The organism is Paenibacillus sp. J14, assembly GCF_000518465.1.
GTDB classification, from domain to species: Bacteria; Bacillota; Bacilli; order Paenibacillales; family Paenibacillaceae; genus Fontibacillus; species Fontibacillus barengoltzii.
On sequence record NZ_JADQ01000043.1, the window covers coordinates 1 to 22917 of the forward strand.

The 22917-nt window shown below is 50.3% G+C and carries 26 protein-coding genes, 1 tRNA gene, 1 pseudogene and 1 other annotated feature; of the genes and pseudogenes, 9 read left to right on the plus strand and 19 right to left on the minus strand.

Annotation, left to right across the window (positions count from 1 at the left end):
* Nucleotides 1-549 precede the first annotated feature (549 nt).
* Entirely contained in the window at nt 550-1449 is a 900-nt protein-coding gene (locus tag M891_RS0115780; protein ID WP_028539500.1) for an AraC family transcriptional regulator, read from the plus strand.
* Nucleotides 1450-1543: 94 nt separating this feature from the next.
* Here the strand turns inward: M891_RS0115780 and M891_RS0115785 are convergent, their stop codons facing one another.
* The 5 genes from M891_RS0115785 to M891_RS0115805 all read right to left on the minus strand — a co-directional run bounded on the left by M891_RS0115785 (nt 1544) and on the right by M891_RS0115805 (nt 4309).
* Complete coding sequence (locus M891_RS0115785; protein WP_028539501.1) at nt 1544-2509, minus strand: acetylxylan esterase; 966 nt, start codon at nt 2507-2509, stop codon at nt 1544-1546.
* A gap of 155 nt (nt 2510-2664) precedes the next feature.
* On the minus strand, nt 2665-2895 hold the full coding sequence (locus tag M891_RS0115790; RefSeq protein ID WP_009222730.1) for a DUF1450 domain-containing protein: 231 nt from the start codon (nt 2893-2895) through the stop codon (nt 2665-2667).
* A gap of 36 nt (nt 2896-2931) precedes the next feature.
* Complete coding sequence (locus M891_RS0115795; RefSeq protein WP_016312794.1) at nt 2932-3234, minus strand: hypothetical protein; 303 nt, start codon at nt 3232-3234, stop codon at nt 2932-2934.
* Between the two features lie 75 nt (nt 3235-3309).
* Nucleotides 3310-3555, minus strand: coding sequence for a hypothetical protein (locus tag M891_RS0115800; protein ID WP_028539502.1), 246 nt, complete (start codon nt 3553-3555; stop codon nt 3310-3312).
* A 130-nt stretch (nt 3556-3685) separates the two neighbouring features.
* The gene (locus M891_RS0115805; protein WP_016312796.1) at nt 3686-4309 is read right to left on the minus strand and encodes a TraX family protein; all 624 of its coding nucleotides are present in this window, start codon (nt 4307-4309) and stop codon (nt 3686-3688) included.
* Between the two features lie 119 nt (nt 4310-4428).
* On the opposite strand from M891_RS0115805, the gene M891_RS0115810 reads away from it, so the two are divergent.
* Entirely contained in the window at nt 4429-5325 is an 897-nt protein-coding gene (locus M891_RS0115810) for a diacylglycerol/lipid kinase family protein (RefSeq protein ID WP_028539503.1), read from the plus strand.
* 94 nt (nt 5326-5419) lie between these two features.
* Here M891_RS0115810 and racE read toward each other — a convergent pair whose 3' ends face one another.
* The 4 genes from racE to M891_RS0115830 all read right to left on the minus strand — a co-directional run bounded on the left by racE (nt 5420) and on the right by M891_RS0115830 (nt 7707).
* Nucleotides 5420-6238 (minus strand): glutamate racemase, encoded by an 819-nt coding sequence (racE, locus tag M891_RS0115815; RefSeq protein ID WP_198032040.1) that lies wholly within the window; start codon nt 6236-6238, stop codon nt 5420-5422.
* Between the two features lie 178 nt (nt 6239-6416).
* Nucleotides 6417-6857, minus strand: coding sequence for a YtxH domain-containing protein (locus M891_RS0115820; protein WP_028539505.1), 441 nt, complete (start codon nt 6855-6857; stop codon nt 6417-6419).
* Nucleotides 6858-6975: 118 nt separating this feature from the next.
* Nucleotides 6976-7395 carry a DUF86 domain-containing protein gene (locus M891_RS0115825; protein ID WP_028539506.1) on the minus strand — a complete coding sequence of 140 codons (420 nt, stop codon included), beginning with the start codon at nt 7393-7395 and terminating at the stop codon, nt 6976-6978.
* Between the two features lie 24 nt (nt 7396-7419).
* The gene (locus M891_RS0115830; protein WP_016312801.1) at nt 7420-7707 is read right to left on the minus strand and encodes a Dabb family protein; all 288 of its coding nucleotides are present in this window, start codon (nt 7705-7707) and stop codon (nt 7420-7422) included.
* A 165-nt stretch (nt 7708-7872) separates the two neighbouring features.
* On the opposite strand from M891_RS0115830, the gene M891_RS0115835 reads away from it, so the two are divergent.
* Both M891_RS0115835 and M891_RS0115840 read left to right on the plus strand, forming a co-directional pair.
* The gene (locus tag M891_RS0115835; RefSeq protein WP_028539507.1) at nt 7873-8181 is read left to right on the plus strand and encodes a hypothetical protein; all 309 of its coding nucleotides are present in this window, start codon (nt 7873-7875) and stop codon (nt 8179-8181) included.
* 131 nt (nt 8182-8312) lie between these two features.
* Nucleotides 8313-8388, plus strand: a tRNA-Ala gene (locus M891_RS0115840).
* Between the two features lie 104 nt (nt 8389-8492).
* Here M891_RS0115840 and M891_RS26020 read toward each other — a convergent pair.
* From M891_RS26020 to M891_RS0115875, 8 genes and pseudogenes are all read right to left on the minus strand, one after another.
* Nucleotides 8493-8906 (minus strand): VOC family protein, encoded by a 414-nt coding sequence (locus M891_RS26020; protein ID WP_406879068.1) that lies wholly within the window; start codon nt 8904-8906, stop codon nt 8493-8495.
* A 170-nt stretch (nt 8907-9076) separates the two neighbouring features.
* Nucleotides 9077-9139, minus strand: a pseudogene (locus tag M891_RS26180) (hypothetical protein); the annotation flags it as partial.
* A gap of 19 nt (nt 9140-9158) precedes the next feature.
* Nucleotides 9159-9404, minus strand: coding sequence for a VOC family protein (locus M891_RS26030; RefSeq protein ID WP_269635650.1), 246 nt, complete (start codon nt 9402-9404; stop codon nt 9159-9161).
* A 1457-nt stretch (nt 9405-10861) separates the two neighbouring features.
* Nucleotides 10862-11515: a transcriptional regulator gene (locus M891_RS0115855; RefSeq protein WP_028539508.1), complete on the minus strand. Its 654-nt coding sequence runs from the start codon at nt 11513-11515 to the stop codon at nt 10862-10864.
* A gap of 207 nt (nt 11516-11722) precedes the next feature.
* Nucleotides 11723-12472, minus strand: coding sequence for a GerAB/ArcD/ProY family transporter (locus M891_RS24045; protein WP_051417042.1), 750 nt, complete (start codon nt 12470-12472; stop codon nt 11723-11725).
* Between the two features lie 50 nt (nt 12473-12522).
* Complete coding sequence (locus M891_RS26035; protein ID WP_051417043.1) at nt 12523-12804, minus strand: GerAB/ArcD/ProY family transporter; 282 nt, start codon at nt 12802-12804, stop codon at nt 12523-12525.
* A gap of 247 nt (nt 12805-13051) precedes the next feature.
* Entirely contained in the window at nt 13052-14266 is a 1215-nt protein-coding gene (locus M891_RS24050; RefSeq protein WP_051417045.1) for a Ger(x)C family spore germination protein, read from the minus strand.
* A 20-nt stretch (nt 14267-14286) separates the two neighbouring features.
* Entirely contained in the window at nt 14287-15714 is a 1428-nt protein-coding gene (locus tag M891_RS0115875) for a spore germination protein (protein WP_028539510.1), read from the minus strand.
* Between the two features lie 144 nt (nt 15715-15858).
* Nucleotides 15859-16081: a binding site (T-box leader), on the plus strand.
* A 43-nt stretch (nt 16082-16124) separates the two neighbouring features.
* Between M891_RS0115875 and M891_RS0115880 the strand changes: the two genes are divergently transcribed.
* From M891_RS0115880 to M891_RS0115895, 4 genes are all read left to right on the plus strand, one after another.
* Nucleotides 16125-17996 (plus strand): arginine--tRNA ligase, encoded by a 1872-nt coding sequence (locus tag M891_RS0115880; RefSeq protein WP_028539511.1) that lies wholly within the window; start codon nt 16125-16127, stop codon nt 17994-17996.
* A 274-nt stretch (nt 17997-18270) separates the two neighbouring features.
* Complete coding sequence (locus M891_RS0115885) at nt 18271-19641, plus strand: ABC transporter substrate-binding protein (protein WP_028539512.1); 1371 nt, start codon at nt 18271-18273, stop codon at nt 19639-19641.
* A 49-nt stretch (nt 19642-19690) separates the two neighbouring features.
* Entirely contained in the window at nt 19691-20578 is an 888-nt protein-coding gene (locus M891_RS0115890; protein ID WP_028539513.1) for a carbohydrate ABC transporter permease, read from the plus strand.
* Between the two features lie 23 nt (nt 20579-20601).
* Nucleotides 20602-21435, plus strand: a complete 834-nt coding sequence (locus M891_RS0115895) for a carbohydrate ABC transporter permease (RefSeq protein WP_028539514.1) — start codon at nt 20602-20604, stop codon at nt 21433-21435.
* A gap of 56 nt (nt 21436-21491) precedes the next feature.
* Here the strand turns inward: M891_RS0115895 and M891_RS25580 are convergent, their stop codons facing one another.
* Entirely contained in the window at nt 21492-21611 is a 120-nt protein-coding gene (locus M891_RS25580) for a hypothetical protein (RefSeq protein WP_016312816.1), read from the minus strand.
* Nucleotides 21612-21814: 203 nt separating this feature from the next.
* Between M891_RS25580 and M891_RS24055 the strand changes: the two genes are divergently transcribed.
* A complete protein-coding gene (locus M891_RS24055; RefSeq protein WP_232228357.1) occupies nt 21815-22087 on the plus strand; it encodes a hypothetical protein in 273 nt (90 codons plus the stop codon).
* 40 nt (nt 22088-22127) lie between these two features.
* On the opposite strand, the gene M891_RS0115910 is transcribed toward M891_RS24055, so the two are convergent.
* Nucleotides 22128-22751: a DedA family protein gene (locus tag M891_RS0115910; protein WP_028539515.1), complete on the minus strand. Its 624-nt coding sequence runs from the start codon at nt 22749-22751 to the stop codon at nt 22128-22130.
* Between the last annotated feature and the right edge of the window lie 166 nt (nt 22752-22917).

Here is a 22917-nt window from a genome sequence, read left to right on the forward strand (position 1 = left end):
ACGATAGCGTTTCGGCCGCTCCCAGCTCTTTGATAAGCTTGCGTAACGCTGCCGGTGTGTGGGGAATGGTTCCGTAATAGCGTGGAGCTTCCCCGCTCACATCTGCAATCGCAACCGAAATTTTTTCTTTGGATACATCTAAACCGACGAATTTTGTGGTAGACTGCATAGTATCAGCTCTCCTTTGCTATGTAGCTCTGAAATGGTTTGGTTTATACTACACTATCCATTTTAACCTACGAGATGTAGCAATTTGGAGGGCTGTCTTTTGTTTACGTTCATCTTAGCTAAATGGGTTCATCGTCATCCCTCTCCTTCATTATTGATGGAACATATCTCTACGTACGCTTCGTGACTCAATCCCTAGCCTTATCCGGCCTCAGGCTGTTCCTTCGCTTCCACCATCTGCAGCCCCTTTCGGTTCGAATCAGATCATGTTATGATGTAAGCGATTTCATATCAAATTTTACATGATCCTATCTCCCGGTTTCCATGTTGGGATTTGTGATTTGTTATCCATTCTTGCTATTGTCTACACAGGAGGTACCGATGGACAATCCGACTTTGACTCCCTCGAACCTGATACATCGCCTGTCACCCAACGTTCGAAGAGCCTGGAACCACCGGGTGGACACGATGAAGCTGGCGCCTCGCATCATTTTTGACTATGAACTGTTGTATATGGAAAAAGGGGAACTCACCATTCGTGTGGAGAACGATACGTTTGTTGCGGTGCCCGGAGATATTTTACTGTTCAAACCGGGGGTGGAACATGAGTTCATAGACTCGCGGGGAGAATGTTGGATGCCGCACATTCATTTTGATGTGCTGTATTATGAGGATTTTGAGCAGGTGCCAATCAATTTCAAAAATCGCAGCGAATGCACGGAGGCAGAGCTGGCTTGGCTTCGGCCTGACATACTGGGGCAGGCTTTCGGGTTTCCCAACGTCCTGCGGATCGGCAACCATGCCGAGGTACACAAGACGCTGATGCAAATCATTCATGCCTACGAGCGGCGTGATGCCGACTACCCGTTGATCCAGAAAGCGCTGGTGCTCCGCATCCTTTATTTGCTGCAAAAAGGGCTGAGGGCGAACAACAACGCGCATCTGGTCATGCATCAACGTGCCATGGAGCTGGCGGTCACCTACATCATGGAGCATTACAACGAAACGGTCCCGCTGAAGACGTTATCGAAGATCGCTTGCCTCAGCGTGTTCCATTTCTCCCGTATTTTCAAGCAAACGTTCGACCTGACCCCTCATCAGTTTCAAATCCGCTACCGGATGGAGAAAGCCAAAGAACTGATGATCTTTCACCGCTTGTCCTTATCCACCATCGCTGAGAAAGTCGGCTACAGCAACATATACTCCTTCAGTAAAGCGTTTAAGCAGGTTGAAGGCATGTCCCCTCGCCAGTTCATGCGCTCGCATTCGAATTCGAGCTAGGCGGATGGGCCCGTCTGGATTTGCTGCACACTTGGCGACTCGATTCCCGGCAAGCTCAATGTCGGACGAGGGGTCCCCTTCATCTCTCCACATGCTATGGCTGCAAATGCTCCCCCAGGAAACCGTAGGCCTTCAACCGATGCTCGTCAGGGCCTTCTTCATGGCCCATAAACGGGTAGAGCAGCAGCTCCTTCCCCGGCGCAGGGTTTCGGTTATAAGCTGCTGCGATCGTTTCCGGCCAGCAGATCAGATCTTTAAAACCTGCGGAGTATAACACCGGGATGTTGATTTTTTCGGCCAAGTTCAGATTGTCAAAATAACTCAATGTCGTTAGGACTTGCTCCAACGATCCCGGGTTACGGGCGACAAATTCAGCGATTTCCGAGACGGAGCCGGTTGAATTCATCAACGCGAACTCCAAATGACACAGATTCGGGACGTTAGCAACTGCCGCCCGTGGTACCTTGCTTAACGCCGCCATCTGCAGCGCCAAGCCGCCGCCTTGGCTTGTTCCGTACACCCCAATTCGCTCTGCGTCGATTTCAGGTTGGGCACTCACCCATTGCAGCGCCTTCCAGGCGTCGATCGTCATCGCCAAGCCGTAGAAGTGCTCCGGCTCCAGCACACCTTGGGTCATCCACCCTTTGAAGATCCCTCGAGCAGAGGTTAAGTGATTCCCCGTTTCCCCTGTCTGACCGCGCGTATCCACCGCAAAAACGGCATACCCCATCTGCAGCCAAACGGCATAATTTTCCGGAAGGCCTCGATGACATTGATATCCTTGATAAATTACTACACACGGAACTTTCCGATTTTGCTCGTCCCCGCCCTTCGGGACCAAAAACCAGCCATACAGCGGCGTATCATCGTATCCCTCAAACTGCACACGCTCCGCTAGGGTTCCCTTCATCAACGTCGCTGCAGGTTCCCGGCGATCATTCAGCGGCTTGGCTGCAAACCGCTCTAACGTCTGACTCCAAAACGCATCAAAGTCCTCTCTTGCCGTACGAGCTGCCCGATAGTTTGCGACATCCTTCATCCGTTCCTGAATCGCTCCCATGATCTAACTCCTTTGTTTGGTGTTTAATCGATTGGCCGTTTTTCTTAAGAATACCCTACCAGAAACGGTTGTCCGAAGGAAGCTTTCAAAACAGCTGATCCCCTAAAAAAAACCGCCGGAGCTCCAGCTCCGACGGCTTCTCATTTCTAATTCTCTCACTTCGGTTTCTTCACAAAAGGCGCAGCCTTCGCCAGCACCTCGTCCTCCGTCGGTGCGCTGACGTATCTGCCGTTGATATATACGAACGCTCTTTTGCCGCACGGACCGCAATACGATTTGCAGCCAATTTTGATCTCGGCGTCCGGCGCGAGCTTTTGCAGCTTCGGTACAAACGTCTTCATGCGGATATGATTGCATTTATCGCAAATCCGAATATCGTTAGCCATGCCAAGTCCCTTCTTTATCGTTAGCTAAAACTTAAATTAGTGATCCCCATGATTGCCTTTGGAAGGGTTGGTAATCACGAAGCCTTCCTCTGGGAAATACAAATAATCGATCTTCACGCCATCCAGGAACGGATCATCGCCACCCACAATGACATCGATGTCCTTGTCAGTTTTGACGATTTGGTCGTTCTCGCTAGGCTTGACCAAATCCAGGCCATAGTGAGCATGGTCGCCGTGAGAATGGGTAATGAATACCTTCAGCGTCAGCCCTTGATTTTCTTCCTTGGCCAGTTCTTTCTGTATCACTTTCGCCGCATTGCGGGTAATTTTGACTCTCATATGATCTCTCCTATCGCACAAAATGGCTTCCCTTAACATTCCTATTGTAAAGAAACAGAGCGCAACAAGCAAGGCTCAAGGTGAAGCATCCGGATATTTCCGCTCCGCTCGGGTCACAAACCAATCCATAAGCATCATCGTTACCGCCATGTCGTCGATCGGAATCAACGGCAGCACATCCGGCAGAACCCAATATGCAAGCGCCGGTACAACCAACAGCAGCTTATCCGTGAGCGGGATGTTGCCCGAAGTGAGCAGCGGGAGAGTTCGGCGAAAAATATGGGACCACCGACGAAGCGACCACCAGTTTTTCCATTTCATCTCTATCCCTCCCGTTACGTTGTAAGTACAGCTGCTACTTAGGATACCCTATTGTACCACGGTTCATGGCTCAAGCAAAAAATCCGGGACCCTCCCCGGATTTTCCATCATCATCTTTGTTCCACTCTCTCTACAAAAAGTACACCAAGATCGCCAGCACCACTAAATGCGCAGGATAAAAAGCTCTCCACACCCAGCGGGGAAGGCGCCAGGCTTCCAGCTTTCGCCACAGCTCCGGCCCGTAGGCAATGACCAGCGTCGGCAGGATGCTGGCCAGTTGAATCACCCAGCCGTAAGCGAACAGATAGACCATGTTCAGGAGCAAGTGCATCACTACCGCTTTTCCTTGGCTGGCAAATTTGAAGATCAACACCAGCAGCAGACCGTAAGCACCATAATCAAACGGAAGCACCTCCATAATCACGCAGACAACAGCGATAATGATCGCGGACAGCGGCCCAGGCTTCGACGAATCCAGCATGCGTAGCACCAGTAAAGATACGAATAAGGTCGCCACGACGTTTAAACCGTTCGTATCGAAAGCCAACTGGTAAGGAATTTGTGATAGCACAGCGATCAGTAGCAACCGTGATGCGTACTTCCGGTAATTGGAGGTGTGCTGATAACCCTGGACCAGTGCGTAGGCATAGATCGGGAAAGCAATTCGTCCGATTATCCGCCAGAGAACATCTCCGGGAAAAAACAGCAGCCCAACATGGTCGATCAGCATGGTGATCATGGCGATCAATTGCACGGCCTACACTCCTTTCGTTGATCAACGGGGTTTAAAAATTTTGATTTTCATTTTTTCTAATCTTCAGTAGACTGAAAATAAGCCAAATTGGCGTTGCCATCATAGATAGGGGAGTCATCATGTACTTGTTTATCGTCAATCCAAATGCGGGTAACGGCGAAGGTCGCCGGATTTGGAATAAAATCAGCAAAAAGCTGCAACGGCTTGGTATTCCTTACGAGCACGTCTACACCACCAGCGCCGAGCAAGCGCATACATTCCTTCAGGGCAAGCTAACCGGGGAAGTGTCTTGGCGCGCGGTGGGCGTGATCGGAGGCGACGGCACCATCCATAGCCTGCTGCCTGCGATGCACCAGTCCGGCGTGCCGCTGGCGGTCTTCTCCGCCGGATCAGGCAATGACACTGCCCGCGGATTCGGCATCCCGCGCCGGGTTGGCGGCGCGCTGAAGGTATTGCTGAGCGGCCGGTCAACGGCAGCTGATCTTATCTCCATCGATGGAGATCGCACGCTGACTGCACTGGCGGTCGGCTTTGACGCTCAAGTTGCCAGCAATGTCAATGACAGCCGCTACAAAAAAATATGCAATGCGTTGGGACTAGGCAGGTTAGCTTATATCATCGGTATTTTTCATACCCTTCTTACCTATCGTCCCGGACCGTTAACGCTCGACTGTGACGGAACAACATACCAATTCGAGTCCGCCTGGCTGACGGCGATTAATAATGTTTCCAGCTATGGGGGAGGCATGACCATCTGCCCAGATGCCAAGCCGGACGACGGGATGCTCGACCTGTGCGTTGTGCATGATTGCTCCAAGCTGAAGTTGCTCCTGCTGTTCCCTACCGTCTTGTTTGGAGGTCATACGAAACTTTCCTTCGTCACGATGCTGAAAGGCCAAAACATTACGATCTCCAGCTCTCTGCCGCGTCTTGCATTAGGTGACGGAGAGCACGTGGCTACTACGCCGCTTCGCGCTACCTTGGAACCCGGCTCTATTCGAATCATTCGTCCGTAACGAAAGACACATGTGCTGCGCGACAGTTTCTATGACGTAGTTCAAAAAAACCTTTGGGCGGGTTGTTAAGCTCCCCCAAAGGTTTTTTTGATTGTTACACCACAGGACTGGATACCTGCCAAACGATGGGACTCAGCTCGACTTGCTCACCCAACCACTGTCTGGCGATCTTGCGGAACATATCGGCTTCCCCGCTGCAGAAGAACTGATGCACGGGAGTACCGTTACCGCGAGCCAAACATCCCCGTTGATGTAGAATCGTGCTGATTTCGCGGGCAGTTTCATCCGCAGAACTAATTAACTTCACATCTGGCCCCATGACACGTTGAATGGGGTCTTTCAAGAACGGATAATGAGTACAGCCTAGAATTAAGCAGTCCATCGGCTGCTTCTTCATCTCCCGAAGAGATCGCTCCACCACATGCAGCGCTTCCTTCGTTTCATACAACCCATGCTCTACTAACGGAACAAATTCAGGACAAGCTTCGCTAACGATTTCGATTTGCGGATTTAACTCACGTAGCGCTACCGTATAGGCCCCGCTACGAATCGTGCCTACCGTCCCGATGACGCCAATCTTTCCGGTCTTCGTCGCGCTGATTGCTGCGCGGGCACCCGGATGAATGACGCCAATGACAGGGATATCCACCTTGGCCTTGATGAAATCGAGTGCAGCCGCTGTGGCGGTGTTGCAGGCAATCACAATCATTTTCGGATGGAACTGGATTAAATAATCGACGATTTGCTCGGTAAACAAGCGGACTTCCTCGGGCGACCTTGGGCCATAAGGAGCCCGGGCCGTATCGCCGAAGTAAATGATTTTCTCTCTGGGAAGCTGCCTCATCACTTCCTTGCAGACGGTGAGGCCTCCCACTCCCGAGTCTAATATGGCGATGGCTTGCTGCACGAACATACCGCTTCCTTTATGTTTAGTGTAAAATCCTTCTCATTACTTTATGACTTCGCACCACAGAGGGTACCTAAATCTTAACTCAATTTGTAGTGCAAGAAAACCCGCAAGGGCGGAGAAAACGGGAAAAAGACCCGGGAGCGGGTCTTTTTCGGGCGATCACTGTGGACAGCCGTTCGAATTATTGGCCTTCCTCTTTGTCGGAAGTTGCCGCTGCTTCCACAGCTGCAGTAGTCGCTTCAACGGCTTCCGTCGTTTCTTCTTCCGTTACGACGCCAAGGGCCACTGTCTCTTCTTCGGTCACCGTCTCCTCTTCTTCATCTGCAAATTCGGAGACTTGAGCAATGACCTCTTCTTCATCGGTGATCTTGTCGGAACGACGGCTTTGGATTTCACTGATCAACACTTCAGCGGCTTCCTTCACCTTGCCGACAAGAACGGTACTTTGCTCCGATACTTTTTCGGCAACCTCTTGCGTCTTCTCTCCGACTTGACGAGCCCCGTTGGCAATATCCTTACGCAGCTCTTTCCCGGCTTTGGGGGCAAATAACAACGCCGTTACCGCACCGGCAACCGTGCCGATGGCGGCCCCCCATATCCAACCTTTGTTTCCTTTGCTCACGACTCATCTCTCCTTTTTGGCTTTCTCCGCGAATGCCCATATCGATAATGTATTATAAGCAGCAAGGGTCTGTCCGGTCACACTTGTAAGGAAAAAAATTGGGCTTGTCTGTCTGAGATTAGACGCCTTCCTGTTCCAGGTACTTCAGCACATTGGCCGAAAAATCCTGCAAAGCCTCGGGCAACCGCCCCCTTAGCCCTTCGACCTCCTGGCGATCCCAAGCAAAATATTCCTGAACTAACGGTTTCCGCAGTCGAACCAGTTCGATGAGCGTAGCGTGCAGTTTCGCATCGATGACCGTTTCATCCAAGAGGATGTCTACAATGTCCTCATAGCTGCTGGCGTCACGCATAATAAACCCGTCGATTAAATAGCTGCCGACGTCCGTTACGATTTCCAGCGCCAGATGCAATGCTCGTTCCTCTGCATAACGCCCCAGCAGGGAGGAGTTGGCCTCCGCCGCTTCACGAAGGGCCTGCAGCAATTCTGGCAGCATGTCCAGCCTGCGTTCGATTTGTTCCCGGTTTACATAATACAAGGGGATTCCCTCCTTTGGTCCAGTCTAAAATTCGAAATCGACTGCGACCTGACTCTCGCGTACTTCGCTCATATGCTCGATTACTTTCTTGTGCTCCGGATGAACTTGATATCCTTCCAAATCCGCAAGCGAATCAAAGGTAGCAATGAGCGCAATGTCATAGGAACGAGGGGAACGGATCACGTCGGTGCCCACCTCAAGGCTTCTGAGCTGCTCTACTTTACCCTGCATGCCGCGCAGTATCTCAACCGTACGTGCCACATTTTCCGGAGATGCATCCTTCAATTTAAACAATACGATATGCTTGATCATAGTTCACCCTTCTCCTTCTTAACGATTCCGTATCTCATTTCAGCATAACATAAAGGGTATCTGCCGGAAAGTAAGGCCTTCCCGAAACTCTATTAATCTAGTTTCATATGATATATTGTCTCATTTACTAGAGACGAGATTTAGAGGGAAAAGAGGTGAATCGCAATGACCCTCCTGCGCTTTCTGCTAAACGAACCGTTGCGAAGGCGAATTCGCCTGCTGCAAGCAGAACTTGAGCTGCTAGCCAGCCGAGTGGAGCATCTGGAGCATGCACTTGATGCCGCCTCCTTCCCGGATTCCGCGACCCGGCAGCAAATTGAAGCCTCGATCGGTCTCAGCATCATCATTGAGACGACGGGCTCCGTCATCCATGGCACATTGATCGCTGTGCATCCTGATGCTCTGGAGATGGTCGATGAATCAGGACGGCAGGTGATCGTCCCAGCCGCTAAAATCACGACCATCAAATTGTAAACCGCGTCAAATTGGCAGGGATCCTCCCATTCGGTAACCGAGATAGCCGGATGGGAGGTGGGACTACATTTTTTCGCTGAAGGGATATTGACAGCTTGACTCCGTTTTTATACAATAAAGAAGTCGCTCACGGGGCCTTAGCTCAGCTGGGAGAGCGCATCGCTGGCAGCGATGAGGTCAGGGGTTCGATCCCCCTAGGCTCCACCATATCTATGAATGTAGCAGTCCATCGGGGCTGTTTTTTTAGTTTTGTGGCGCAAAACGCCCCGCGGATCCTGATCTATCATCTGGGATTCCCGGGGCGTTTTTTATTATCCCTCAAAAGCCCGTTGCAACTCCTCTAGGTTAAACTTCTTCATCTTTAGGAATGCCTGCGTCACTCGTTGGCGTTGTTCTAAGGTTCCCTGGGTCAGCATCTTATCCAAGGCGGACGGGGTGATCTGCCAAGAGAGGCTATAACGATCTTTCAGCCAACCGCATTGTTCGGCCTCAGGCACGGCAGAGAGACTTTCCCAATAATAATCGATTTCCTCCTGTGTGTCGCAGTTCACCATAAAGGAAATCGCTTCGGTGAAGCCGAACCCATGAGCATGCGCACTGTCCATCGCTGTAAACCAGGTATCTTCCAGCATAAAATCGGTGAACATGACCGTCCCCTCCCGGTCCGGCTCTTGTCCGGGACCATACTTGACTTGACGATCGTGCCCGGTTTCGCGTTCCGGAATACGGAAAGGTAGAACTCACGCGCTTCTTCCGCCTTGCCGCAGTTATCGCCGGTGAACATCAAGGACGGAACAATTGCTGGACGCGGTTCCCCTTCCGGATTGGTTAACATCAACTGCCATGTAAACCCGTACTTGTCCTGAATCCAACCATACCACTCGCTGAAGGGGTACCGGCCTAGCGGCATAAGTGGAGTCCCGCCGTCAGACAGCTTGTTCCACACTTCATTCAACATTTCTCTGGCGTTGGTGTCTCTAGAGGGGTCGAAATTGACGATGCACGAAATCGAAGGATTCAACTTGAAGTACGGACCCGCCGAAATCGCCACAAACGGAAACCCCCAAATGGGTAAACGAAACCATTTCGGAATCCCCCGAAGGAGTATCGTTTAGCGTCGTAACCCCAGTGATTCGGGACTCTGGAAATACGGAGCAATAGAACTCTGCAGCCTCCTTCGCCTCTTTATCGAACCATAGATGCAAGCTGATCGATGAACTCACTTTTTTCCTCCTTTACATGAATCAGGTTATTCTTCATACTACCACATTTGGTGACCCATGTTTGATTCACGTTGGCCTGTGGGCGCATTCCCCACGCCTGTGATTCACTCTCTGTAGGTCCGTTGCACGCTCACGGGTAACCCTCGATGAGTTCCAATGAAGCGTTAATTATGCTCTCCATGAACTCCAATGAACTCCGATACCGTTAAGTAAGCTCAACTAACCAGTGATTAGTGATTAACTCCGATGAAGCGCTATCTAACTCTCGATTTACCGCTACTTCACTCGCGATTATCCGCTGATTAACTCCCCATTAGCCCCCGAAATACCGCTAACGCTTGCCACAGATCTTATTTGCTCTAAAAAAGCCATGTTGCGATTCTAACGCTTACCACAGCGCTTTTTCCCCGGTTTTGCCCCATTTTTCGCAATTTTCACAGTAATAGAGTGTCTCATCATCGTTAGAATTTTCTCGAGAGCAAATTTGCCCAAATAGCGTTGCTCATAAGCGTTAGAGTTACTCGCCAGTTCATCTCCTGCTCCTTACAACCACTAGACCTGCTCGCCTGATTATCTGCCCTACCCTTCAACCGCTAACGCTTGCCACAGCGCTTATTTGCTCTAAAAAAGCCATGTTGCGATTCTAACGCTTACCACAGTGCTTATTCCCCGGTTTTGCCCCCATTTTTCGCAATTTTCACAGCAATAGAGTGTCTCATCATCGTTAGAATTTTTTGGAGAGCAAATTTGCCCAAATAGCGTTGCTCATAAGCGTTAGAGTTACTCGCCAATTCATCTCCTGCTCCTTACAACCACTAGACCTGCTCGCCTGACTATCTGCCTCACCCTTCAACCGCTAACGCTTGTCACAGATCTTATTTGCTCCAAAAAAGCCATGTTGCGATTCTAACGCTTACCACAGAGCTTATTCTCCGGTTTCGCCCCCATTTTTCGCAATTTTCACAGCAATAGAGTGTCTCATCATCGTTAGAATTTTCTCGAGAGCAAATTTGCCCAAATAGCGTTGCTCATAAGCGTTAGAGCTAATAGAAGTAAGAGCGTATGCACCAGCAAGTGTATTCGCATCAGTAAGTGTATTCGCATCAGTAAGTGTATTCGCATAGTAAGTGTATTCGCATCAGCAATACACCAGTAGTGTTGGCACCGAAATAGTGTTTACGCCAATATAGCGTTCTCACCAACAATTTGCGTTCCTAAGAACAACCGCATACACACCAACAGCAACTTCCCATCCTCAGCAAACTACCCGAGTTCAGTTACATCCAGCCACTCCTGCGATCTACCCGAGCCCAGTCACATCCTACCACCCCGAAGGAACCACCCGAACCCATTACATCCAGCCACCCCCGCGATCTACCCGAGTCCGGTTACATCCTGTCACCATCAACGAACTCACCGAGTCCATTACATCTGCCACCACCTGCGCCCCTCTGCCCTTACCGCGCGCTGGGAAGCCGGAACGTTCGATACCGTTGTCTACCGCCTGCGACCTCTAGTAACTTTCGGCTGTGCATCGCACGTAGAATCGCGCGGGTATGCTGCTTGGATAGCCTGAGATGGTCCGCGAGCTCTCCCGGGGTAAAGGGGCGCATCAGTCGTCTGGCAAACCTCAAGGCTTCCGCTTCGGCCCAATGGAGGTTGGAGGGTACGGCATTGGACAGGAACTTGCCCACAAAGGATAAGACCAGCTGCTTGCAAACCCCCGGGTCTTCCCGAATCGATAGATAGGCAATCGGCAAGAACAGCCAATCGTCTAGCGCCAACAACGCTTGCTTCATACAAAGATCTTTAAACCGCCCGGCCTCGATATCCCGAGCATGGCTTCGATAATCCTGAATCTCGATGCACCCCTTGGCATTGCCCGGCATGTAGGCTAAATCGAGATAGCGGAAGCCATTGTTAAAGTCGCGAACCTCATACTCCGGATAGAGATCGTTAAGGTTTCCGATGGCGGGATACCAAATGTACCGCAGAAAGTCCGTTGTCCCTCGGCTTAATCCCTTTTTGAGAAACTCCTTTCTTCTTAAGTTTGTCTCCTCGTTGATCTGGCGTTCCAACCACTCCAAGTAAACCGCATCAAACTCACTCATCCTTGCCACTCCCTTTCAAAAGTCCATAAAAAAACCGCCCCGATCCCCCCTGCTCCAAGAGCAAGCCAGATCGAAGCGGCATGTGCTTCATACCGAAATATCGAAATATCCACTATGGAAAATAATGTATCACAAGACATCGTTTCGAGCAACGTTCCCTGATTACCCCACAGGCCGATGGATTGGTGATTGAAACGCACCTTCACTTCATGTCTTCAGCTTCTTCACTTTCCCCATGATCCACAAGCAGACTGGAAATGCGATTCCGAAGATCATGGCGTACAACGGCCAAACCTTCATAAAGTCGATCAAATAGGCGAAATTGGGCCAGATGATGCCGGAGGCCACGATGCCAAGCAACACCAGCGGGAGAAACAGCGTATTCTTATTTTTCAATCCAAAGGCTTCGCCGAGCCCCTGTACGGAGATATGCAACAACATCACCAGCCGAAAGAAAATCGAGATGTACCAAAACACCGTAATCACAACCTCAAACCGTTGAAAAAAATCACCGATCTCGATCGTTCGGGCCACAAAATAACTGGCAAACGTAAGATTGGCCATTACCCCTTCACTGAGCGTCGCGATTGTTAGTACCATCATCAGCAAATACATGGTCCCGCTAATGGCTGATCCAATCCAGACCGCCTTACTCCAATTTTTGGATTTCGGAAGCTCCGGAACAAGAAATAGAAATCCAATCGTTTCTAAGTAAGGAAAGGCTAATAACGAGAAAGACCCCCGCAACACCGGTTTCCAGCCATACTCCAAAATCGGAGCAAGATTCGTCCAATGGGTCCCATACAGCAGCGAGAGGCCAACTAGCAGGAAAATCACTGGCAGCAAGAAGAATAACAGTTCCGCACTGCGGCCAATCGTCGGCACCCCTGACCAGACCGAATAAACAACCACGACTAGCATGAGCATCAATACGACATAAGGAGGCGTTAAAGGCATAATCGATATGGTGATAAAGTCGCTTAAATTTCGCAACGTTAAGATAAGGATTAAGCCAGCAAAATGAACAGGATCGACAACACCCTTCCAGTGGGGTTGCCAATTAAACGACGAAGGTGCTGAACAAAGGACATTCCGCGCATTTGCCCGGCAATTGCTGACAAGAGCGGGATGAGCAGAAAATGAATGGCAATGGCCACTACGGTACAAATCCAGGCATCATGTCTGGCAACGGCGGCAAGACTCGATGGGATGAGGAGATAGGCGCTGCCGATTTGATACATTGTAATCCATAATGCGAATTGCCTTACCGATATACTCCGTTTGTTCATTCCGATACTCCTCAAGATAGCAATTTAGCGATCAACATGCTAGCCGGTTCAAAAAAAGTTTGAATTGCCAATAGCGGTGACGGTACTTGAATATGAAGCAATTGAAGTACGAGGAGAACAATGCCTACGCTTAGGAAACAAGCATGCACAGCGAGATCCCTGAACTCTTTTTTATGAAACATCCTCTGGTATTCCAAGGCCGATATCGCCAATGATACAAACAATAAAGCGTATAGCACGTTCTTCCTCACTCCTGTTTATTCTGTGGCATTCCGTAGGGACTGACGATCTTCCCATTTCGCTTGATTTGCAGAGTCACACGCAAGTTCACATCCAGCTCTTCGAAGCGCTTGTCCCAGTCGTTCTTCCATACATGCCATTTTGCCGGATATGCCCGATGAAAGGCTTCGCCGAACCCAAAGATATCCGTACCCAACGATTGAGCTTTCCGAATCCCTCGATTAATCGCCTCTACATACTGGTCTGCAGCAATTTTCTGCAGCTTCAACAGGTCTTCCTCTTTATTGAGATCGACCTTCTTACATCTCAGTTCATTAATGTTGGCTTCAATGTACACGGTAGCATCGAGGACCGGATGATCATTCACGATCTTAGGATCATACTTCGTTTTGGGCCGGATGACGTCCAACGTAAAATGCTCTTTCGCATTCGGACACTCTACTTTGAAAAGACTGTTGTCCACATGATTCGTCAAATAGTTATAAGCCCGGCTTTCGGACGGGTTCATCCAACCAACCAGGCGATCCTCCTGGAAGACACCCACACCGCTGAAAAAATAGTTCGCATGCTGCGGAGACTGCTTCACGTTATCCATCTTCTGAGCTTTATCGGCCTGTTCCCCCAGCTTTAATCCGGTGATGACTGGCTCGACCCCGTCCTTGTTTAAACTCTCCAGAAATTCCTTGGCTTGGCTGTATATGTTCGGAGCCCAGCTTTTGTAGGACAGCTTTAATGCCTTATGCATATCCAGGGCGGGAAAAAGTTCCGTGGACGTCACGAAGGTTAATGCTTCCTTCGCCGAATGGTCCCGAACGATAATTAGATCGAAGACGGGCCGAATCTCATTGTTACGTAACAGCCAATCCAACGGTTCATGCATACCTTCCCGGGCCGTGGCTTCATCCACAAATAAAATTTGCATATGGGACATATACAATCTCCGCGACGACATGCCCACCATTTTGCGAATGGCTTCACTAATGGAATCAGAACGCATCGAAAGTACGAACGTCGGCGTACGTTCGGACGATTGCTTCCGCGACATTTGATTGGGATTCACAACCTGAAGGCTGACCTCATAAAGGTCATCCTTCTTGTCGATTCCCATAGCGAGCACAATCGATAGTTCATTTAATTCATTGCGATTCCAACAACCTGTCAGCAGCAGAATTAATGCGAGGGATATGGAAGCAAGAAAAAAACGCTTCTCCTGTCGGTACACAGGGATCATCTCCTTGAGTTCTACGGTCCTTTAGCTCCAGGTTGGTAAGGGAAACGGAGGATGGCATCCGATTGCTTCCGCGGTTTATAGGGAGCGACGGGCGATAAGTACGGGACACCGAAGGAGTGGAGCCCGCTTAAATGAACGACAAGCATGATAAATGCGATAGTCAACCCATAGATCCCGAGGGTTGAGGCGATCATCATGAACCCAAAACGCAGCATCCGAATCGGGATCGACATGGAATATGACGGAATCGCAAAACTGGCTATGGCCGTAATCGCTACGACAACCACCATGACGGTTGAAACGATTCCCGCTTCGACCGCGGCTTGTCCAATAACGATCGACCCCACGATGGATACGGCTTGACCGATCGTTCTCGGCATCCGAAGACCGGCTTCCCGCAGGATTTCAAACACGACTTCCATGATTAACGCCTCGAGAAAAGCCGGAAAAGGCACCCCTTCGCGTTGCGCCATTAAGCTCAATAACAACACCGTTGGAATTAAATCCTGATGATAGGTGGTTAAGGCGATATACAGTGCAGGGGCTAACAAGCATATCAGCATACAGAAATAACGAAGCAGTCGGGTGACGCTCCCATAAAGATACGATTGATAGTTATCCTCGGCAGATTGCAGGAAGTCGACGAATAAGGACGGCGCAAGGAGCACGAATGGCGTTCCGTCAATAAAGATAGCAATTCGTCCCTCCATGACCCCCGCCGCAATCGTATCTGGACGATCCGTGTTGTACAGCATCGGAAAAATCGTAAGCTTGTTATCCTGATTCATCACTTCCTCAATATATTCGCCCTCCAGCACGCGGTCCACTTGGAGGTTGCTGAGTTTGTCTTTCTGTTTACTTACGATCTGTTGATCTGCTAATCCATCCATGTACATAAGTGCGAGCTCTGTTTTAGTTTTATTGCCAGCCTGAATCGTCTGGACGCGAACCCGTGTATCCTTCACCCGATGACGAACCAGGGAGATATTCGTGCGGATCACCTCCGTAAATGCGTCCTTCGGTCCCCGAATAATCGGATGGGTATCCGATTCGGTAATTGCGCGTTCCTCTAATCCGGGAATGGAGACAAGCAAACCATCCTTATATCCGTCGATCAGAATCAGTGCTCCGCCTGACAACATTCCATTACTCGCATCCTCATGGTTCGACACGAAGCTGATGCCGCCTACGTTTACGACCTTGTCTTTGAGCTGGGTTGGCGTCATCTCCCCGTCTGAGGTCATCTCTAGAATCGGGCGGATGACATCCTGCTGTAAGATTTGACTATCAATAAGTCCTTCAATATAAACAATTGTGACTTGGGTTTGGTCCACCGGTAACAACTGACGGAACACGACGTCCGAACTGTTCCCAAAAAGTTCACTAAGGATTTCCAGGTTTTGCTGCAGTTTATCGACAAACTCGTCCGGTTGTTGCATGTTACGAGCCCCTTTGTTCTGATGGAAGTAGTAAGAGTATGACCAAAATTTAGTAATTCTACTCGAAAAGGCTACTCAAGGATTGTTTTTAGGAAAAGGCGAATTGACATTCCAAGCGAACCGGATATAATAATACAAAATATCCCACATTCGACGATTGGGAGAGTAACTGTCCGTTCTAGTCCAAGCGAGCCGGGAGGGTGGAAACCGGTACAGGGCTGACAGTGAAGCGGACCCATGAGAATGGTTGCTGAACGCAAAGTAAAGTAAGCAACCACGGCCCAAGACCGTTATCCTGCAGAGTGGTTAAACGTAGAGTTTAACAACAAGAGTGGTACCGCGAGCGCGTAATGCCTTCGTCTCTTTGATGAGATGAAGGCTTATTTTTTTGCCCAGGAGGAGTGGATGGAATGATCAGTAGATCGATGAAAAAGCATCTGAAAACGACCGTACAGCAAGTCCTTTCAAGGCTTGGACACAGCGTCGAGAAGCTGCCAGACATTGTAATTGAACGCCCCGCCCGTGCCGAACACGGGGATTATTCGACCAACATCGCGATGCAGCTGGCCAAAACCTTGCGCCAACCGCCGCTGCAGATTGCCGCGCTGCTTAAGAATGAACTGGAGCAAACGGGCCGCATGGAAGGGCTGTTCCACCAGATCGAAACGGCGCCGCCGGGCTTCCTGAACTTCCATCTGGATTGGAATGAATGGGCTCGCAAAGATTTTTCACTTCCGCAGGCTGTTCGTGAAAAAGTCGTGATCGAACATACCTCCATCAATCCGAACAAGTCCGCTCATATTGGTCATTTGAGGAATGCCTGCATCGGCGACTCGCTGGCAAGGCTGCTTAAGCGAGCTGGTTACCAAGTCGAAGTGCATAATTACATCGACGATCTAGGGAATCAGTTGGCTGACACCGTCGTTGGGCTGCTTCATGTAGATCATCAGGCTGCTCATGTGAGATTCGGGGATTTCTGTTGGGACATCTATTCCAACGTGAACAAGGAATACGAGGATCAACCTTCGCTGTTAGAGCAGAGAACGAAGGTGCTGCAAGCGCTGGAGGCTGGGGACGGGAATCTGGCTTGGGTTGGCTTACTTACAGCAGAGCGCATCGTGCGGGAGCATTTGGAAGAAATGAAGGCGTTTGGGATTGATTACGATTTGTTAGTTTGGGAGAGCAACATTGTCCGGGAAGGGTTCTGGGACACGGCCTTCCGATTGCTCCAGCAAACCGCACTCTTCCAGAAGGAGACGTCTGGTAAACTCGAGGGGTGTTGGGTCCTGAAGCAACCTGCAGCCGAAGATGTGGAGCCTGAAGCAGAGCATCAGGCTGATAAGGTGCTCGTTCGGTCCAACGGAATTTTGACCTATACGGCCAAAGATATCGCCTATCATCTGTGGAAGTTCGGGGTACTCGGAAATGATTTCAAGTACAAGCCGTTTGCGGACGGGCTCTGGACAACCCGTGCAGACGGTGTCACTGCTGATTACGGCAAAGCAGATCTCGTCGTGAACGTAATCGACCACAGGCAAGCGTATCCACAGGCGATGGTGAAGCAAGCGCTGGAGGCGTTAGGCTTCACAACCCAGGCGGAGAAGCTGCGTCACGTTGGTTACGGCGTCGTCTCGCTAAGCCCGGCCGCAGCCCGGGAGCTGGGCCTCGACACCTCAGACGGCAAAGCTTCGTACGCCATGTCCGGCAGACAAGGAATCGGTATCAAAGTGTCCGAATTGCTGGATCGGATGGAAACGCAGATCGATGCCAAGCGTTCTGATTCAGAAGGGTTGTCCAGCCGTCGGATTGCCGCAGCGGCGATCCGGTATTACCTGCTCCGGTTCGCTTTACCAACCGAAGTGGTATTCGACATTCAGCAGGCCACAGAGACGACCGGCAATACCGGCGTCTATCTGATGTACGCGCATGCCCGGGCGGCCAGCATCTTGGCCAAAGCTCAAGCCGACGGGATTCCTCGGGCGGAATCGCTTCAGCTTCCGGAGGACATCGCCCCTCAGGATCGTGCGGAACACGTCCTGCTGAGACAAATCGCGGCATGGCCGGATACGCTGGGCACTGCGTGTGAGGAACTATCCCCAACACCGATCTGTCATTACGCTTATGAGCTCGCTACCTTGTTTAATCATTTTTATACCGCCTGTCCGATCCTAAAAGCCGAGCCCGAGCGGCAGACCTACCGCCTATGGCTTACGGCAAAATTTAAGGAGACCATCGCAGAGGTGCTGGAGGTCATCGGATTGCCAGCTCCGGATCGCATGTAAACAAGGGCAAGGCAAGAGTAACACCAAGTGAAAGGCGCGACTGGAACCAACCAGCCGCGCCTTTTGCGTGGATGTCCCCCTCAGTCGCGATGCAGTTAATCAATGTTTTTTGATATCAATATTATTCGTGACGTTTTTTTGAATAAATTGAATCTTCGGCAAGTATGTTTTACTGGAAGGGATGTACACAGAATTGATTCATAAGTTAAACCATCGAGTTAAGCGCTTAACACGATGAGATTTACAAACCAAGGAGGGATCAAACATGGCATTGATGAAAAAAAGAGGTTGGGCCATCGCTTCCGTATTGTTGTGTACGGCTTTAGGCGGGGCGCTATTAGCCGGTTGTTCCGGGTCGGGCGACAAGACTAGCAGCTCCGGCAAAACAACGATTACGGTGACGTATCGCGATGACGGAGCCGGAGAAAAAGGCACGTTATACCGCTGGCTCACCGAGATCGCTGCAGATTACCCGAACAAGGATGTTGAAATTAAGCCATCCCCGATTCAAGCCTCGGAGGGGGACTATTTTGCGAAAGTTGCCTTAGCTTTGAAATCCAAAGATACCGCTCCAGATATCGTGACCGAGGATACGTTTATTCTCAATTCCGACGCCAGCGCCGGTTATTTGGAACCGCTGGATGAGCGGCTGAAGGACTGGGAGGATTGGTCAAACGGCTCGTTTATCGAGGCGATGAAGAAAGGCGTTACCGCCAGCGACGGCAAAGTGTACGGCGTACCGTACAACACGGATTCCCGCGGTCTTTGGTATAACAAAGAGATCTTTAAGCAGGTCGGCCTTCCGGAAGAGTGGACACCGAAGAACTGGGAGGAAGTGCTGGATGCAGCTCGCACCATTAAGGAAAAAGCACCGGACATCGTCCCGATTTGGATGAACATGGGCAAGGCGACCGGGGAAGCCACCTCCATGCAGACGTACGAAATGCTCCTTTACGGCACCGGCGAACGACTGTATGACGATGCAAGCGGAAAATGGATTATCGAAAGTCAAGGGATCTTGGATGCTTTAGGGTTCATTGAAACCGTAAACAAAGAGAAGCTCGGCCCGCCGCTCTCCAAGGTGCTGAACGGGCAGGCCGGCAACACCGCTTCCCGAGAATACTTGCCTCAAGGCAAGCTGGCCATCTCCCTCGACGGCTCGTGGATTACCGGCAACTATCTGGAAACCGGCGCTTCTCCATGGCCGGAATACAAGGACGTGCTAGGCTTTGCTCCGATGCCAACAAGTCAAGGTCAGGCACCAGGTTCCATCACGCTCGCTGGCGGTTGGGCATTGTCCATTCCAAGCAACGCCAAGCATAAAGACGAAGCCTGGGAGTTTATCAAATACGCGTTAAACAAAGAAAACAGCAAGAAGCTCGTCACCTCCTCAGGCAATATTACGGTGCGAGCTGACGTCGCCAAAGATCCGGAATACACGCAGATGCCGTTTAACGAAATCGCTACGGAATATCTGCAGAACGCCGAATTCCGGCCTGCTCAAGAGAAATACCCGGAAGTATCGACGCAAATTCAGACGATGGTGGAATCCGTCGCCACAGGCACCTCCCCTGCAGAGGCCGCCCAAAAATACGCCCAAGACGTCACCCGCATCGTAGGCGAGGACGCTGTCATCCGAAAATGACGAATTCGAATAAGCGGCAAAGCACTGCCTTCCGGAAGGAGAACGAACCATGAGCAGCATGACGGCTGAAGGATATTCCAGAAATCGCAACTCGTACACGTGGCTTTACTTCTTGCTCCCTTCGATTGTGATAATGCTGGTGTTTTTCATCACCCCGGTCTTCCTTACGTTCTTCTATTCCTTTACGAATCTGGCATTAACGGGGGAATCGGCAAGAGAGTTAAAATTCGTTGGGTTCGACAACTATATTCACATGTTCAAGGACCCGACGGTCAAGGTTAGTATTTGGAACACATTGGTCTTCCTGTTTGGCTCGGCGGTGATTGGCCAGCAGCTGCTCGGCTTATTCATCGCCCTCCTGATGAAGCGCAAGAACCGGACGTTCCGGCGGGTGATTGGCACGATCGTCCTCGCCGGCTGGGTCACCCCGGAAATCGTATGTGCGCTATGCTTATACAGCTTCTTCGGCGACGAAGGGACGCTGAACTCGATCATCACTTCATTGGGGCTTCCGGCAGTCACCTGGCTGTATACTGTTCCAATGCTGACGATCATCCTCGCGAACATTTGGCACGGTACCGCCTTCTCGATGCTCGTCTTTCAAGCGGCTCTTGACGACGTGCCCAGCGAGGTAGAAGAAGCGGCAGTGGTCGATGGCGCTTCAAAATGGCAGGTACTGATTCGGATTATCATCCCTTATATTAAAGATTCGTTTATGACCAACATGATGCTGATCACGTTACAGACATTGGGCGTGTTTGGTTTGATATATGCCATGACCGGCGGAGGCCCGGGAACGTCTACGACCACACTGCCCATCTTCATGTACAACCAAGCCTTCGTGAACTATCAACTAGGGTACGGAACCGCGATCTCCTTGCTGCTACTGCTCATCGGAATCGTGCTTAGCTTGTTCTATACCCGCTCGTTGAAATAGTCCAAGTGCAAGGAGAACCTCTTATGAACGCAAAACAACGGAAAATCATCTACCGGATCTTGCCCTATACGATCCTCACGATCATCGGCATCTGCTTCGTCTTACCCTTGCTCTGGGTGGTAGTTGCTTCGGTCGATCCCAATGCCATGCAGACGCTAAAAATGCCCCAGCGAATCACGGCGGATAATTATATCAACGTGATCACCAGCCGCGAGAACCAACGTGCATTCCTGATCGGCTTGATCATGTCGCTGGGGCAGGCGCTGCTCGTCGTCCTCTTGGCACTGTTGGCCGCCTATCCGTTGTCCCGATATCAAATGAAATACAAGAAGCCGTTTATGTTGACCATCCTGTTTATGACTTCCTTGCCGATCACAGCGGTGATGGTCCCGGTCTACCAGCTGTTTCTCAGTTTGAAGCTGTATGACCAAATCTTTGGCGTGATCCTGTTCTACGTAGCCTCATCGATGCCCTACGGCATTTGGATGCTTAAGAACTTTATGGATTCCGTCCCTCTGGATCTGGAGGAAGCGGCATGGGTCGACGGGGCCTCGGTATTTACGGGGATTCGCAGAGTTGTAGCACCGCTGATGGTGCCGGGGATTTGCACGGTCGCCATCTTCACCTTCTCAGGCAGCTGGGGGAATTTCTTTGTTCCATACATTTTGCTGCAAAATCCGGAGAACTTCCCCGCTTCCCTGAAGTTATACCAATACTTTGGTCAGTACGGAATGATTGAGTATGGCAATCTTGCAGCCTTCTCCATTATGTATGCGATCCCGTCCATCGTACTGTACATCTTGTCCCAGCGGTTTATGTCCAAGGGGTTTGGGTTGCAAGGAGGAACGAAAGGGTAGCTATAAAGAACAAAGGCCCTGCTGAAGCAGGGCCTTTGCATGGGGTACACATTCAATTATACGATAAGCGCTCTGGATACAATAACCAACAGGATGAAGAGAACCAGAATCGTCCCTGTGGAAGTCCAGAAACCACCATAACCTACGCCACCTACGCCATTTTCATATCCCGACATTGTTTTCCCTCCTTTTTAAATATAGAACATCATATTACGGTTCGCCTGTGAACGATCGGGACATTCGCGGAGAGGGGCGAAAATGGGTATCCGTTCCCCCAGTACTTTTGCTGGAGAGGAGGTGGCGGCTGTAGCCCAGTTCACGCCTAATCAAGCCAACCGCCATTTGCATAAGATGAAATAAGTCGATTTAAAAGCAGGTGGTGCTCTTGGGAGGAAAAAAGAGGAGACAATACCAAAGAATCCAAGAAAATGACCTTTCCTCGGACGACTTGGCCATTATCGGCGCCGGGTTCACCGTGCTTGGAGATATTTTCGATTTGCTCTCCCTGATGAAACTGAAAGAGGAAAAATCGCAGAATGGCAGTGGCTTTGAGGAGACACTGCTTGACGATTTCATATTGCACCGAAGCAACCCTGAAAATAAGGATAATAATAGAATCAAAAGCAAAAATAAAAAGAAAAAACGGAAATAAATAAAGGCGCCGGAGTGAGCTCTCCAGCGCCTTTAAAAGGTTAACGTGACAACTTGGCCACTTTTAGCCTCCATCTCCGCCATTTCAAATATACGAGTACCAATAGTAACGCCCCCAGCCCAATAAAGAAAAACTTTAAATATTTCTCGACCAGGTCGATGGCAACTTGCCACTGTTCACCAAACACCAAGCCGATGCTTACAAAAACCGTGACCCAAAGTGCGGCTCCTGTGTAAGCATACAGGGCAAAGGTTCGAAAAGGAATGCGCATAATGCCTACAAAATAACCAAAAAACTGCCTTACACCCGGCACAAAGAAACTGATTAACAGCATTCGATTGCCGTACTTCTCATAAACCCGCCTCGTCTTCTCTAAATGGGAAGGCTTGACCATAATCCACTTGCCATAACGTTCGATCAACGGCGCGCCGACCCGATGTCCGACGAAATAGGTAATCGTCACCCCGATCACCGCCCCAGCATATCCGGCGAGGATAGCCGGCAAGAAATCCAGCACGCCTTTATAGGCCAAATATCCTGTATAGGTCAGCGTCGTTTGACCTGGAGGCAGCGGCAGCGCAATAAAATCAATGGGAAGTCCGAGCAGCAGAACAAAATAGCCGTAATGCTCAAACATCCTTTCAATCCAATCCAAAACGTTCATCATCCAAATCTCCTTTAACCAATACCAGGCGCTGCCCACGCCAATTGAGTCCACTCTTTATGTTATCAGTATATACGGAGATTTTCCAATCTAAAAGAGTCCGCAGACGGGGCGATTCCCCGCCCCGAGACCAGTCCTGATTTAGCGGGAGATGGAGAGAAGAATT

Bases quoted from the DNA above. Each gene is read 5' to 3' on its own strand.
- M891_RS0115855 (WP_028539508.1), bottom strand. From the start codon at position 11,515: ATGAGTGAGTTTGATGCGGTTTACTTGGAGTGGTTGGAACGCCAGATC.
- M891_RS0115910 (WP_028539515.1), bottom strand. From the start codon at position 22,751: ATGAACGTTTTGGATTGGATTGAAAGGATGTTTGAGCATTACGGCTAT.
- M891_RS24045 (WP_051417042.1), bottom strand. From the start codon at position 12,472: ATGCCTTTAACGCCTCCTTATGTCGTATTGATGCTCATGCTAGTCGTG.
- M891_RS0115790 (WP_009222730.1), bottom strand. From the start codon at position 2,895: ATGGCTAACGATATTCGGATTTGCGATAAATGCAATCATATCCGCATG.
- racE (WP_198032040.1), bottom strand. From the start codon at position 6,238: ATGTTCGTGCAGCAAGCCATCGCCATATTAGACTCGGGAGTGGGAGGC.
- M891_RS0115880 (WP_028539511.1), top strand. From the start codon at position 16,125: ATGATCAGTAGATCGATGAAAAAGCATCTGAAAACGACCGTACAGCAA.
- M891_RS0115835 (WP_028539507.1), top strand. From the start codon at position 7,873: ATGACCCTCCTGCGCTTTCTGCTAAACGAACCGTTGCGAAGGCGAATT.
- M891_RS25580 (WP_016312816.1), bottom strand. From the start codon at position 21,611: ATGTCGGGATATGAAAATGGCGTAGGTGGCGTAGGTTATGGTGGTTTC.
- M891_RS0115795 (WP_016312794.1), bottom strand. From the start codon at position 3,234: ATGAGAGTCAAAATTACCCGCAATGCGGCGAAAGTGATACAGAAAGAA.
- M891_RS0115830 (WP_016312801.1), bottom strand. From the start codon at position 7,707: ATGATCAAGCATATCGTATTGTTTAAATTGAAGGATGCATCTCCGGAA.
- M891_RS0115885 (WP_028539512.1), top strand. From the start codon at position 18,271: ATGAAAAAAAGAGGTTGGGCCATCGCTTCCGTATTGTTGTGTACGGCT.
- M891_RS26035 (WP_051417043.1), bottom strand. From the start codon at position 12,804: ATGAACAAACGGAGTATATCGGTAAGGCAATTCGCATTATGGATTACA.
- M891_RS0115810 (WP_028539503.1), top strand. From the start codon at position 4,429: ATGTACTTGTTTATCGTCAATCCAAATGCGGGTAACGGCGAAGGTCGC.
- M891_RS0115875 (WP_028539510.1), bottom strand. From the start codon at position 15,714: ATGCAACAACCGGACGAGTTTGTCGATAAACTGCAGCAAAACCTGGAA.
- M891_RS0115800 (WP_028539502.1), bottom strand. From the start codon at position 3,555: ATGAAATGGAAAAACTGGTGGTCGCTTCGTCGGTGGTCCCATATTTTT.
- M891_RS0115890 (WP_028539513.1), top strand. From the start codon at position 19,691: ATGAGCAGCATGACGGCTGAAGGATATTCCAGAAATCGCAACTCGTAC.
- M891_RS0115895 (WP_028539514.1), top strand. From the start codon at position 20,602: ATGAACGCAAAACAACGGAAAATCATCTACCGGATCTTGCCCTATACG.
- M891_RS0115780 (WP_028539500.1), top strand. From the start codon at position 550: ATGGACAATCCGACTTTGACTCCCTCGAACCTGATACATCGCCTGTCA.
- M891_RS0115785 (WP_028539501.1), bottom strand. From the start codon at position 2,509: ATGGGAGCGATTCAGGAACGGATGAAGGATGTCGCAAACTATCGGGCA.